General features: G+C 58.4%; 7 protein-coding genes. All 7 read left to right on the top strand.

Translation table 11 applies throughout. The annotated features are described in order from the left end of the window. Window positions 1-116: 116 nt before the first annotated feature. The 7 genes from KGB25_RS05725 (at window position 117) to KGB25_RS05695 (ending at window position 14,234) form a co-directional block, all read left to right on the top strand. The gene (locus KGB25_RS05725; protein ID WP_223434561.1) at window positions 117-3,395 is read left to right on the top strand and encodes a hypothetical protein; all 3,279 of its coding nucleotides are present in this window, start codon (window positions 117-119) and stop codon (window positions 3,393-3,395) included. A gap of 115 nt (window positions 3,396-3,510) precedes the next feature. Next, entirely contained in the window at window positions 3,511-4,350 is an 840-nt protein-coding gene (locus tag KGB25_RS05720) for a hypothetical protein (protein ID WP_223434560.1), read from the top strand. A 211-nt stretch (window positions 4,351-4,561) separates the two neighbouring features. After that, window positions 4,562-5,062 (top strand): thiol peroxidase, encoded by a 501-nt coding sequence (tpx, locus tag KGB25_RS05715; protein ID WP_008030203.1) that lies wholly within the window; start codon window positions 4,562-4,564, stop codon window positions 5,060-5,062. A gap of 178 nt (window positions 5,063-5,240) precedes the next feature. After that, window positions 5,241-6,557 (top strand): MdtA/MuxA family multidrug efflux RND transporter periplasmic adaptor subunit, encoded by a 1,317-nt coding sequence (locus tag KGB25_RS05710; protein WP_223434559.1) that lies wholly within the window; start codon window positions 5,241-5,243, stop codon window positions 6,555-6,557. Next, the gene (locus KGB25_RS05705) at window positions 6,554-9,658 is read left to right on the top strand and encodes an MdtB/MuxB family multidrug efflux RND transporter permease subunit (RefSeq protein WP_008030209.1); all 3,105 of its coding nucleotides are present in this window, start codon (window positions 6,554-6,556) and stop codon (window positions 9,656-9,658) included. The genes KGB25_RS05710 and KGB25_RS05705 overlap by 4 nt, the downstream gene beginning before the upstream one ends. Beyond that, complete coding sequence (locus KGB25_RS05700; RefSeq protein ID WP_223434558.1) at window positions 9,655-12,762, top strand: efflux RND transporter permease subunit; 3,108 nt, start codon at window positions 9,655-9,657, stop codon at window positions 12,760-12,762. The genes KGB25_RS05705 and KGB25_RS05700 overlap by 4 nt, the downstream gene beginning before the upstream one ends. Next, window positions 12,759-14,234: an efflux transporter outer membrane subunit gene (locus KGB25_RS05695; RefSeq protein ID WP_008030212.1), complete on the top strand. Its 1,476-nt coding sequence runs from the start codon at window positions 12,759-12,761 to the stop codon at window positions 14,232-14,234. The genes KGB25_RS05700 and KGB25_RS05695 overlap by 4 nt, the downstream gene beginning before the upstream one ends. Window positions 14,235-14,355: the final 121 nt, after the last annotated feature.

The following is a 14,355-nucleotide window of genomic DNA, read 5'->3' as shown; positions in this document are numbered from 1 at the left end:
CATTTATTGTGAATGGATCTTATAAACTGTCATTTCTGACAGTGCCCCCCGCTGCTTTATTTCTCGATAGTCGAGTGGCCAGTTTTTTGTCCACTTCCAACTATCGGAAACGTGTCATGACCTCGAATCTTAAAATCGGAGCTACCGAAACTTCTCCCGTTTATTTTTGTTACGGGGCTTCAGGCGAGCGCGGGCATACGCTCACCGCAGTCGGCGAAGCCAGCAGCCCGTGGGTCGGACACGGCGTCAGCGTAAATCCCGCTGCCGGGCAAACCCTTCCGTTCCAGACCGTCCCCGCGTCTGGCGATTACCAGAAGTTTTCGGAGCAGGGATGTGAGTGGAAGGTCAATTGTCCGAACGACGGCGAAGAGCTCGCCTTCGATTGCAGGATACAGACCGAGTTTACCGCCGAGCCCTACAGTATTCCGGTGAAGTTGGGGCATTACCTGCGTGAATTCCTGGGCAGGCGCAATCCGATCGGTGCGCCACTGATCGGTGATGAAGTCACCGCCGAGGTCCAGGTCGTGTCTGCCTACACCCAAAAACTACTGAAAGATGTCGAGGTTCAGTGGTTCGTTGGTGGGGAACCCGCAGTCTCCAAAAAAACCAACGATCTGGGCTGGAGCACATTCAGTCACACCTTCACAGCGGACGGCGAACAGTCGATTTCGGCCAAGGTGTTTAATCCCTATAACGACACGTGGGTCGAACACAGTTTTCCAATCAAGGTGTACGCCGATAGTCCCTGGAAAGAAGCGGAGCTGAAAGTAAACAATGTACTCGTACCGTGGCGTTCATCCGTTCTATTGCGTCGTGGGCAAGCGAATGAAGTGACCGTAAAAGTTGAGCCGGCAATCGCAAAAACACTCAGGCTGGCGTTGATTAATGAGGAAGGGCTGAACATTGTTGCCGTGCCTGCGGACACTGTATGGCAGCAACCGGATCCAGTGTCCGGAGAGTTCAAATGGACCCTCACCTCGAACGAGCAGAAGAGTGGTCGAGTCAAGTTAGTCATCTATAGCCAGGAAGTGGCCCAGCCTTGGGAGCACGACGGGCGGGTGCTTGCAAACAATCTTGCTGATGAAGTGGAGGTCCGGATTGACGGCAAACCTGTCACGTCGGGCGTCAACTTTTTCTTCCGCGGTCGACCTGGTGTTATTACCTTTGTGCCCACGGAGGGCAGTTCGGTAACAGAAGGCCTTGGGGTGACGCTGACACGCGTGATCACCAGTGGTCTCGATGAGGCAGACTTGGTGTCCAACCCTGGATTTGGCGTTTCAACGCCAGATCATCGCTGGAGCGTCACCGGGTCCAACAAGAGTGGAACTTTCCAGCTGATATTCACGTGCCAGGGCATTGCCGTGCCGCTTACGCTGGCACTCAATGCCTTGTTGTCGACTGATCTGAATGACGAAGCCGATGTGCGGATCGACGGCGTGGAAATCCCGGTCGAAGGGTGGGTCTTCTTCCGGGGGGAAGCACAAACGCTGACAGTGGTTGCCAAATCGGGCAGTCCACTGGGCCGTCTACCTCTGAAGTTGCAATGGATCACAGGGGAACTGGAGCCCGAAGCGTTTACTTGCGAACCTGCCCTGGACACTTATACCGAAGGCCGCAGCTGGAGCATCACCGGCCCCGCAGACAAGAGCGGCATGTGCCAATTCGGGTTCGTTGGCGAGGGCATGAGTACGCCCATTGAATTGCCAGAGTGTGTGTTGCTGTCGAAAAACTTCGCCGATGAGGGGGCGTTCTTGGTCGACGATGTGGAGCTGTCGGACAATACGGTTTTCACCAGAGGCGTTGCAAGAACCCTGACCCTGGTGCCGAAGGTGGGCAGCCCGCTCGCCAACTTGATGAAAAGCCTGCAATGGCATGCCGGCACGGGATTGGTCAAAGCAGATCTGACGTGCACCCCGGCGCTTGACCTGGCCACAAAACTCAATAGTTGGCAAATTACCGGTTCCGCCACCAAGAGCGGTACGTTCCAGTTGAAACTGGTCGGCCCGGGAGGGGTGACGCTGGGGCAACTGGCCGTTTGCATGTTGTTGTCGCGCAACCTTGAGGCCGACGTGACCGTCAAGCTGGATGGCGCCGTCATCCCGGCCGAAGGCAAGGTGTTCATCCGGGGCAAGCCGCGAACGTTGACCCTGGAGCCCAAAGCCGGCAGTCCGGTGGCCGATCTGCTGATGAGCTTGCGATGGGGCAGTGGCACCGGTTTGGTCGCAGGGGACTTTCAATGCGTACCAGCACTGGATCAGGCGACCAAGCCTCATAGCTGGCGCATCACGGCCCCCGCGACTAAAAGCGGCACCTTCCACTTTACAGTGGCCGGTCCGAGCGGCGTTACGTTGACCACCCTTGCGCTCAGTACCGTGCTGTCGGCCAACCTGCGCGACGAAGCCGACCTCCTGTTTGCCGGCAAGCCACTGCCGGCTCAAGGGGTTGTGCTGTTGCGCGGCCAGCCGGGCACATTTTCATTGGTGCCTAAGACAACCAGCCCCATTGCCGGTAAACCCCTGGCGATGAAGTATGGGGGAGGCACGCTGCCTGTGAGTGATGTGACTTGTCGGCCCCCATTTGGCGAATCAACAACTCAGTATCAATGGGCGTTTACCGGCCCTGTTAGCCGAAGCGGTACTTTCATTGCGGAAGTTGGTTACGGGCAGGATGCGAAGCTGGTTATGGAGCCGGTTGTTGTTCTGTCGCCCAAATTAAACGATGAATTGAGTGCCTTCGACATCACCCCACAGGGTGGAAGTTTGTCTCCGGTTGACCTTGAGGGTGAGGGCCTGACGCTCACCAAAGACTCCGCAAGTTTGACGCTGAAAGTGCCCGATTCAAGCCCGCTTATTGGAAGGACAGTTGCATTCAAGTGGGAGGGCGACGCTGAAAATCCCTCAGTCGTGTTGCCTGCTCCGTTTGAGATGAAGGCTTCCACTGTGGTCGAAATTAAGGGAGTGGATAATCCCGCGTCGCTCAAGCGCCATCAGTTGTGTCTGGACTACGGTGGCGCGGTTACAGCGTCCTGGACGTTCAGGTACCTCAGAGGGTTGCCTACGGGCGGACTGAGTATCTGGTGCGACGGCGTGAATCATGGGGCGAATTCCTTATTGCTTAAATTCAATAAAAGCTACGAACTTTCTATCAGGCCAAAAACTGAAGACAGCGTTTTTGTGGGCTGGAAGTGCAAGTTTATCGGCGTTGCAGAACAAGGGATTGCTATCGAGTTGCTACCTCCTTCTGACGAGTTTGTGGAGATTGGTTCGCCTGCGGCAGGGGGGGCGAAAAAAACTATACGGGCCCGGGATACTGGTGGGGGCGTAGGTCGGAAGGTTTATATGGATGTGCAGGTTAAAGATTTTGGCGTGTTGAAAGTTCCAATTGAGATTGTCTAGGTATTTTAAGTGTAAGCGGGTTTCTAGAAAAATTATATGTGGTGGCGATGCGCGCTGGGCTTTAGTGTTTCAGTGCTCCTTAAACGAAAACGAAAACGAAAACGAGGAAGCGGTCATGAGTAATAAAATACCTGAGAGTAAATATGAGTTGGGGGCCGGTAGTGGTCAGCTCAACGTAGAAAAAAGTAGTAATACTTCGGATTTTTTTGAGTCGTGCACTTCATTTGAGGTTCTGAGGGGAGATTGGGATCGTCCGGACTTTCGATACCCGGTTGACTATAGAACCGGCAGCATGGTTGTAGCTGCACTAGGGACGTTAAAGTTGTTTAAGTTGAGGATGAAAGCACCGCTGGATTTAAAGGGTTTTTCTGTCTTTGCTCCCGGTCTTTCTAATGCTTATTGGTATGGGTCTCCGAACGGTCAGGGTGAGCCTATTACAGTTAGACCTGATTTTGACGATCGCCGTATAGGAAAGTATGTCTTGGAATTTGCTACGGAAGGTGCAACATCTTCCTTGGGGCTTTTTATTGCGCCTTATGATATGACGTATTTTACGTCATACAAATTGAACGGCGAAGATTATGGTCGGCAAGATTTGTTATTGTATTACAATGAGTTTTACGCCTTGGAGTTCTATAGCCTGGAAGATGAGAATTATAAATTTCTTGAGTCGAGCAAGATTGTAAGTGTTTCATGTCCTGAGGGTGCGCCTTACGATATTGATTTTATAGAGGAAGAAGAATTAGTAGAAAACATATTTGGCAAGTCGAGCCTTGACGGTTTGTCGTCAGCGAAAAATAAGACGGCGAAGATGACCGGTGGGGTCAAGGGGTTGAGAGTACGTTATAAAAATCCGGACAATCCATATTTTGGACCGCTTGACGTGACCTTGCGTTTTCAAGAGGGGATGGTGCTTAAGCCTCCTATCGAGGTCGTAAAAAGAGTTGAAGTGTAAATTGCTAGGCTTGCCCCCTGAGGCTCAGGGGGTGAGTTGTCCCGTAACACTCGATGCCTGCCAGCAATAATATTGATTGTCAGCGGACAAGCACACTTCGCTGTGTGACAACTATCCAAGATTTCATTTCCCCATAGGCCCTCACCCCCATTTCATGCTTAACTTCTGCCTCGTCGAATTTTCCACATCAACGTTCAGAAGGACTCCGTTCATGGCTCAAGTCACTCTCAAAGGCAACCCGGTTCAAGTCAACGGCCAATTGCCACAAGCCGGTTCCAAGGCGCCAGCCTTTTCCCTGGTTGCCGGCAATCTGTCCGACGTGACCCTGGCGAGCTTCGCCGGCAAGCGCAAAGTGCTGAACATCTTCCCAAGCGTCGACACCCCGACCTGCGCCACGTCGGTGCGCAAGTTCAACGCCCAGGCCAATGACGTCGCCAACACTGTGGTGCTGTGCATCTCTGCTGATCTGCCGTTCGCCCAGGCCCGTTTCTGCGGCGCCGAAGGCCTGGAAAACGTGCAGAACCTGTCGACCCTGCGCGGTGCCGAGTTCATCGAGAACTACGGCGTTGCGATTGCCGATGGCCCACTCAAAGGCCTGACCGCCCGTGCCGTTGTGGTACTGGACGAGAACGACAACGTGCTGCACAGCGAGCTGGTCAAGGAAATCGCTGAAGAACCGAACTACGAAGCGGCACTCGCTGTTCTGAAATAAGCATACCTTTACAATTGTTAACGGCCTGGCCCTGTCCAGGCCGTTTTCATTTGTGCTTCAGTGTCTTAGATAAATCTCCTGTTACGTAAGCCGAAGGTAAATTGCCGGTAAAGGCGCTTTGCTAAATCCCCGCCAGTGCTTATCGTTCAGCCTCCCGTAGAAAAAGCCCACGCGCCCAATGGTTGATCATTCAATGCAATCCTCTGCTCCCCGTAGTCCTCGTCGCTGGCTGTTCGGCCTGCTTGTCCTGTTGGTCATCGCCGGCCTGTGCTGGAAATTCTGGCCTGGCAGTGCTGCGCCAAAAGAAGGCAACGGACAAAAAGCCGTGGCCGGGCACACTGGCCGTTCGGGTGGCATGCGTCCGGGTTTCGGCGGGGCGACCGGGCCGGTTCCGGTGCGTGTGGCGCCGGCGGTCAAGGGTGACTTCCCGCTGTATTACAAGGCGTTGGGCACCGTAACGGCGCTGAACACCATTAATGTGCGCAGCCGGGTGGGCGGCGAGCTGATCAAGGTATCGTTCGAAGAAGGGCAGATGGTCAAGGCCGGTGACTTGCTGGCGGAAATCGATCCGCGCCCTTACCAGAACGCCTTGCTACAGGCCGAAGGCACCTTGTTGCAGAATCAGGCGCAACTGAAAAACGCGCAGGTCGATGTCGAGCGTTATCGCAACCTGTACCGCGAAGACAGCATCGCCAAGCAAACCCTGGACACCGCCGAAGCGCTGGTCGGCCAGTACCAAGGCACGGTCAAGACCAATCAGGCAGCGGTCAACGACGCCAAGCTCAATCTCGAATTCACCAAAATCCGTGCGCCGATAACCGGGCGTGTGGGCCTGCGTCAACTCGACGTCGGCAACCTGGTGGCGGCCAACGACACCACGGCGCTGGCGATCATCACCCAGACCCAGCCGATCAGCGTGGCGTTCACCTTGCCGGAAAACAGCCTCGACGTGGTGCTGACCCGCTATCGCAGCGGCGCCAAATTGCCCGCCGAAGCGTGGAACCGTGGCGACACCCAAATACAGGCCACCGGTGTATTGCAGAGCCTCGACAACCAGATCGACGTCACCACCGGCACTTTGAAATTCAAGGCGCGCTACGAAAACCGTGATCAGGCGCTGTTCCCCAATCAGTTCGTCAACGTCCACCTGTTGGCCGACACCCTCAAAGGCGTGGTACTCGCGCCGTCGGCAGCGATTCAATTCGGCACCAACGGCACCTTCGTCTATGCGATGGATGGCGACAAGAAAGTCACGATCCGCCAGTTGAAAGTCGGCGCCAGCGATGGTGACAACACCGTGATTACCGAAGGCCTGGTTGCCGGCGATCGTGTCGTCCTGGAAGGCACCGACCGCCTGAAGGAAGGCAGCGAAGTGGAAGTGGTCAACGACACCAAGGATGTGCCGACCACCCCGACCGGGCACCTGCAAGGTAAATCGGCGGCCGATGCGACTGAGCCGGCGACCACCGACAAGGCGAAAAAGGGCGGCGCATGAACATCTCGCGGCTGTTCATCCTTCGCCCGGTCGCCACGACCCTGAGCATGCTGGCCATTATTCTGGCCGGTGTGATCGCCTATCGGCTGTTGCCGGTATCGGCCTTGCCTCAGGTCGATTACCCGACCATTCGCGTGATGACCCTCTATCCCGGCGCCAGCCCGGACGTCATGACCAGCGCCGTCACCGCGCCGCTCGAACGTCAGTTCGGGCAGATGCCGGGGCTCACCCAAATGGCTTCGACCAGCTCCGGCGGCGCTTCGGTATTGACCCTGCGGTTCAGCCTCGACATCAACATGGACGTCGCCGAGCAGCAGGTGCAAGCCGCGATCAACGCCGCGACCAATCTGCTGCCCAAGGACCTGCCGGCACCACCGGTGTACAACAAGGTCAACCCGGCGGACACCCCGGTGCTGACCCTGGCGATCACCTCCAAAACCATGCTGTTGCCCAAGCTCAATGACCTGGTCGATACGCGCATGGCACAGAAAATCGCGCAGATCAGTGGCGTCGGCATGGTCAGCATTGCCGGCGGTCAGCGTCAGGCGGTACGGATCAAGGTCAACCCTGAAGCCCTGGCGGCCAACGGCCTGAACCTGTCGGACGTGCGCACCCTGATCGGTGCCTCCAACGTCAACCAGCCCAAGGGCAATTTCGACGGCCCGACCCGGGTCTCGATGCTCGATGCAAACGATCAACTGACCTCGCCCAAGGATTACGCCAACCTGATCCTGGCCTACACCAACGGCGCGCCGTTGCGGCTCAAGGACGTGGCGGAAATCGTCGATGGCGCAGAGAACGAGCGCCTGGCGGCCTGGGCCAATGAGAATCAGGCGGTGTTGCTGAATATTCAGCGTCAGCCGGGGGCCAACGTCATCGAGGTGGTCGACCGGATCAAGGCCTTGCTGCCGAGCATCACCGACAACCTGCCGGCCGGTCTCGAGGTCACCGTACTGACCGACCGCACCCAGACCATCCGCGCATCGGTCACCGACGTGCAACACGAGCTGCTGATCGCCATCGCGCTGGTGGTGATGGTGACGTTCCTGTTCCTGCGCCGGGCCAGCGCCACGATCATTCCATCGGTGGCTGTGCCGCTGTCGCTGATCGGCACCTTCGGCGTGATGTACCTCGCCGGTTTCTCGGTGAACAACCTGACCTTGATGGCGCTGACCATCGCCACCGGTTTTGTGGTGGACGATGCGATCGTCATGCTGGAGAACATTTCCCGGTTCATCGAAGAGGGCGACAGCCCGTTGAACGCGGCGCTCAAGGGTGCCAAGCAGATTGGCTTTACCCTGATTTCCCTGACGCTGTCGCTGATCGCGGTACTGATTCCGCTGCTGTTCATGGCCGACGTGGTAGGGCGCCTGTTCCGCGAATTTGCCATCACCCTGGCGGTGGCGATCCTGATTTCCCTGGTCGTGTCGTTGACCCTGACACCGATGATGTGCGCGCGGCTGCTCAAGCGTGAACCCAAGGAAGAAGAGCAGGGCCGTTTCTACCGGGCCAGCGGCGAAGCAATTGATTGGATGATCGCGGCTTACGGGCGTAAGTTAAAGTGGGTTCTCAAGCATCAACCGCTGACGTTGCTGGTGGCCATCGGCACTTTGGCGCTGACCGTGTTCCTTTACATGGTGGTGCCGAAGGGCTTCTTCCCGGTGCAGGACACCGGGGTGATTCAGGGGATTTCCGAGGCGCCGCAGTCGATTTCCTTTGCGGCGATGAGCGAGCGGCAGCAGGAACTGGCGAAAGTGATCCTCGCGGATCCTGCCGTCGAAAGCCTGTCGTCCTACATCGGTGTCGATGGCGATAACTCGACGTTGAACAGCGGTCGCCTGCTGATCAACCTCAAATCACACAGCAATCGCGACTTGAGCGCCACCGAGGTGATTGCCCGCCTGCAACCGGAACTCGACAAACTGGTCGGTATCCGTCTGTTCATGCAGCCGGTACAAGACCTGACCATCGAGGACCGGGTCAGCCGTACGCAGTACCAGTTCAGCATGTCGTCGCCGGATTCCGAGCTGCTCAGCCTGTGGAGCAGTCGATTGGTCGAGGCTTTGGCCCAACGGCCGGAACTGACCGACGTCGCCAGTGACCTTCAGGACAAAGGCTTGCAGGTTTACCTGGTGATCGACCGCGATGCCGCGTCGCGGGTCGGCGTATCGGTGTCGAACATCACCGACGCGCTGTACGACGCCTTCGGCCAACGGCAAATTTCGACCATTTACACCCAGGCCAGCCAGTATCGCGTGGTCCTGCAGTCGCAGTCCGGCGAGAAAATCGGCCCGGACGCGCTGAACCAGATTCACGTCAAGACCACCGATGGCGGGCAAGTGCGCCTCTCCAGCCTGGCGCACATCGAAGAGCGTCAGGCGCAACTGGCGATCACCCACATCGGCCAGTTCCCGGCGGTGATGATGTCGTTCAACCTCGCACCCGGCGTGGCGCTGGGGCATGCGGTGCAAATCATCGAGCAAGTGCAAAAGGACATCGGCATGCCGATTGGCGTGCAGACCCAGTTCCAGGGCGCGGCCGAGGCGTTCCAGGCTTCGCTGTCGAGCACCTTGCTGCTGATTCTGGCGGCGGTGGTGACCATGTACATCGTGCTCGGCGTGCTCTACGAGAGCTACATCCACCCGATCACCATCCTCTCGACCTTGCCCTCGGCGGCGGTCGGCGCCTTGCTGGCGTTGCTGTTAAGTGGCAATGACCTGGGGATGATCGCGATCATCGGCATCATCCTGCTGATCGGTATCGTGAAGAAGAACGCGATCATGATGATCGACTTCGCCCTCGACGCCGAGCGCAATCAGGGCATGGACCCGGAAACGGCGATCTATCAAGCCGCGCTGCTGCGGTTCCGGCCGATTCTGATGACCACGCTCGCGGCGTTGTTCGGCGCGGTGCCGTTGATGCTCGCCACCGGTTCTGGCGCTGAGTTGCGTCAGCCGTTGGGTCTGGTGATGGTCGGTGGCTTGTTGGTGAGTCAGGTACTGACGCTGTTCACCACGCCTGTTATCTACCTGTACTTCGACCGCCTCGGTCGTCGTTGGGGCCGCAAGTCCGAGTCCGTGGAAGTGGTCGAGCAGCCATGAACCTCTCCGGACCTTTCATCAAGCGCCCGGTCGCCACCATGTTGCTGAGCCTGGCGATCATGCTGCTGGGCGGGGTGAGCTTCGGCCTGCTGCCGGTGTCGCCGTTGCCGCAAATGGACTTCCCGGTGATCGTGGTTCAGGCCAGTCTGCCCGGCGCGAGCCCGGAGGTAATGGCCTCGACCGTGGCCACGCCGCTCGAACGCTCCTTCGGCGCCATTGCCGGGGTCAACACCATGAGCAGCCGATCCAGCCAGGGCTCGACCCGGGTCATTCTGCAATTCGACCTCGACCGCGACATCAACGGCGCAGCGCGGGAAGTGCAAGCGGCGATCAACGCCTCGCGCAACCTGCTGCCGAGCGGGATGCGCAGCATGCCGACCTACAAGAAGGTCAACCCGTCCCAGGCGCCGATCATGGTGCTGTCGCTGACCTCGGACGTTTTGGAAAAGGGTCAGCTTTACGATTTGGCCTCGACGATCCTGTCCCAGAGCCTGTCCCAGGTGCAAGGCGTGGGCGAAGTACAAATCGGCGGCAGCTCTTTACCGGCGGTGCGTATTGAACTCGAACCGCAGGCGCTCAACCAGTACGGCGTGGCGCTGGACGATGTGCGTAACACCATCGCCAACGCCAACGTGCGCCGGCCCAAGGGCTCGGTCGAAGACGGTCAGCGTTTGTGGCAGGTTCAGGCCAATGATCAACTGGAAAAGGCCAAGGACTACGAGTCGCTGATCATCCACTACAACGGCGGTGCAGCATTGCGCCTGAAGGATGTGGCGAAGGTCAGCGACGGCGTCGAAGACCGCTACAACAGCGGTTTCTTCAACGACGACGCGGCAGTGCTGCTGGTGATCAACCGCCAGGCCGGCGCCAACATCATCGAGACCGTCAACGAGATCAAGGCCCAGCTCCCGGCACTGCAAGCCGTGCTGCCAGCCAGCGTCAAACTGAACCTGGCCATGGACCGCTCGCCGGTAATCAAGGCGACCCTGCACGAAGCGGAAATGACCCTGCTGATTGCCGTGGCGCTGGTGATTCTGGTGGTGTTCCTGTTCCTCGGTAACTTCCGAGCCTCGCTGATTCCGACCCTCGCGGTGCCGGTGTCGCTGGTCGGCACTTTCGCGGTGATGTACCTCTACGGGTTCTCGCTGAACAACCTGTCGTTGATGGCATTGATTTTAGCCACCGGGCTGGTGGTGGACGACGCCATCGTGGTGCTGGAGAACATTTCCCGGCACATCGACGAAGGCGTGCCGCCGATGAAGGCCGCTTACCTCGGGGCACAGGAAGTCGGCTTTACGCTGCTGTCGATGAACGTGTCGCTGGTGGCGGTGTTCCTCTCGATCCTGTTTATGGGCGGCATCATCCAAAGCCTGTTCCGTGAGTTTTCCATCACGCTGGCGGCGTCCATCGTGGTGTCGCTGGTGGTCTCGCTGACGCTGACACCGATGCTGTGCGCCCGTTGGCTCAAGCCACATACGCCGGGTCAGGAAAACCGTTTGCAGCGCTGGAGCCAGCGCGCCAATGAGTGGATGGTCGGCAAATACGCCACCAGCCTTGACTGGGTGCTGCGTCACCGTCGTCTGACGTTGCTCAGTTTGATCGTGACAGTTGGCGTTAATATTACGCTGTATGTGGTTGTTCCTAAAACATTTTTGCCTCAGCAAGACACCGGCCAACTGATCGGTTTCGTGCGCGGCGACGATGGTCTGTCGTTCAGCGTTATGCAGCCCAAAATGGAAATCTTCCGCCGTGCCGTGTTGAAAGATGAGGCAGTGGAAAGCGTTGCCGGCTTCATTGGTGGCACTAACGGCACCAACAACGCCTTCATGCTGGTGCGTCTGAAGCCGATCAAGGAACGGGCTTTGTCCGCGCAAAAAGTCATCGAACGCCTGCGCAAGGAAATGCCCAAGGTTCCCGGCGCACAGTTGATGCTGATGGCGGATCAGGACCTGCAGTTTGGCGGTGGTCGTGAACAGACCAGTTCGCAGTATTCCTACATCCTGCAAAGCGCCGACCTTGGTGAATTGCGCCAGTGGTACCCGAAAGTCGTCACCGCGCTCAAGGCGTTGCCGGAGCTGACCGCGATTGATGCCCGTGAAGGGCGCGGCGCGCAGCAAGTGACCTTGATCGTCGACCGCGATCAGGCCAAACGCCTGGGCGTCGATATGGACATGGTCACCGCCGTGTTGAACAACGCCTACAGCCAGCGGCAGATTTCGACGATCTACGACAGCCTTAACCAGTATCAGGTGGTGATGGAGGTCAATCCGAAGTACGCCCAGGACCCGATCACCCTCAAGCAGGTCCAGGTGATCACCGCCGACGGCGCGCGGATTCCGCTATCGACCATCGCCCATTACGAAAACAGCCTGGAAGATGACCGCGTCAGCCACGAAGGCCAGTTCGCCTCCGAAAGCATTTCCTTCGACATGGCCGAAGGCGTGACCGTGGAGCAGGGCAGTGCGGCCATCGAACGGGCGATTGCCAAGCTCGGCATGCCGGAAGACGTCATCGTGAAAATGGCCGGTACAGCCGATGCCTTTGCCGCCACGCAAAAGAGCCAGCCGTGGATGATTCTTGGCGCGCTGGTGGCGGTGTATCTGGTGCTGGGCGTGTTGTATGAAAGCTACATTCATCCGCTGACCATTCTCTCGACCTTGCCGTCGGCCGGGGTCGGTGCGTTGTTGTCGATCTATGCATTGGGCGGCGAGTTCAGCCTGATCTCGTTGCTCGGGCTGTTTTTGCTGATCGGGGTGGTGAAGAAGAACGCCATTCTGATGATCGACCTCGCGCTGCAACTGGAGCGGCAAAAGGGCCTGGAACCCCTGGAATCAATTCGCAGCGCGTGCCTGCAACGTCTGCGTCCGATTCTGATGACCACGCTGGCCGCGATCCTCGGGGCGTTGCCGCTGCTGCTGAGCCGTGCCGAAGGTGCGGAAATGCGCCAGCCGCTGGGCCTGACCATCATTGGCGGGCTGATCTTCAGTCAGGTGCTGACCCTTTACACCACCCCGGTGGTTTACCTCTATCTCGACAAACTGCGCCATCGTTTCAATAAATGGCGTGGGGTGCGTACTGATGCTGCTCTGGAAACTCCGCTATGACTGACCGTTCGCTTATCAACCTGTCTGCACCGCTGATTACGGCCAGAGGCTCGCGTTTGTTGAGCCTGTCGCTGTGCGTGGCGCTGCTCAGTGCCTGCGCCATCGGCCCGGATTACCAGCGCCCGACGGCCGCCGCGCCGGTGCAGTACAAGGAAGCGGCCGGTTGGCGTCAGGCCAACCCGAGCGATTCCCTGGCCCGGGGTGCCTGGTGGGAGCTGTATGGCGATCAACAGCTCAACGGCCTGATCGATAAACTCAACAGCGCCAACCAGACCGTCGCTCAGTCCGAAGCCCAGTACCGTCAGGCCCAGGCGCTGGTGCGCAGTGCCCGCGGCGCTTTCTTCCCGACGGTGGACCTGACCGTCGGGAAAAACCGTTCCAGCCAGGGCACCGGCAGCAGCAGTTCGAGCCTGAGCAGTTCCTCCAGCGGTATTCGCAACACCTACACGGCCCAGGCCGGGGTCAGTTGGGAGGCCGATGTCTGGGGTAAATTGCGCCGAGGCCTTGAGGCCGACACCGCCAACGCCGAGGCAAGTTTTGCCGATCTGGCAGCGATGCGTTTGAGCCAGCAGTCGGAGCTGGTGCAGAACTACCTGCAATTGCGCGTGATCGATGAGCAAAGGCGCCTGCTGCAAGCGACGGTCGAGGCCTATCAGCGCTCGCTGAAAATGACCGAAAACCAGTACCGCGCCGGTGTTTCCGGCAAGGACGCGGTGGCACAGGCCACCACTCAGCTCAAGAGCACCGAGGCCGAGTTGGTCGATCTGATCTGGCAGCGCGCCCAGTTCGAGAACGCTATCGCCGTACTGATCGGGCTGCCGCCCGCTGAGTTCAGCCTCGCAGAAACCACGGACATCCCGTTGCTGCCCGACGTGCCGCTGAACCTGCCTTCGCAATTGCTCGAACGTCGCCCGGACATCGCCTCCGCCGAGCGCTCGGTGATGGCGGCCAACGCCAACATCGGCGTGGCCAAGGCCGCTTATTACCCGGACCTGACGTTGAGTTTGAACGGTGGTTACAGCAGCAGCACCTCTTCGAACTGGATCAGTGTGCCGAACCGCTTCTGGTCGGTCGGCCCGCAACTGGCGATGACCTTGTTCGACGGCGGCCAGCGTTCGGCGGAAGTCGACCGCAGCGAAGCGGCCTATGACGAAACCGTGGCCAAGTACCGTCAGACAGTGCTCGACGGTTTCCGCGAGGTGGAAAACTACCTGGTGCAGCTCAAGGTCCTGGAAGACGAGTCCGCCGTGCGTCAACAGGCACTGGACGCGGCGCGTGAATCCCTGCGCCTGACCCAGAACCAGTACAAGGCCGGCTTGATTGCTTACCTGGATGTGGTCGTGGTGCAGGCCACGGCGCTGAACAATGAACGCAATATGCTGGACTTGTTGCAGAGCCGGCTGATCGCCAGCGTGCAATTGATTGCGGCGCTGGGCGGCGGATGGGACGGCCAGCTCGAACTCAACAACTGACCCCCGTATTCCCGCTTTCCCCCGTATCCCTGTAGGAGCTGTCGAGTGAAACGAGGCGGCGATTTTTGATCTTGCTCCAGATCTTCATTGCCTGAAAGAATCGCCGCCTCGTTTCACTCGA

It is taken from the genome of Pseudomonas sp. BF-RE-21 (assembly GCF_019947305.1).
GTDB classification, from domain to species: domain Bacteria; phylum Pseudomonadota; class Gammaproteobacteria; order Pseudomonadales; family Pseudomonadaceae; genus Aquipseudomonas; species Aquipseudomonas migulae.
This window is presented reverse-complemented; position numbering and strand designations above follow the sequence as displayed.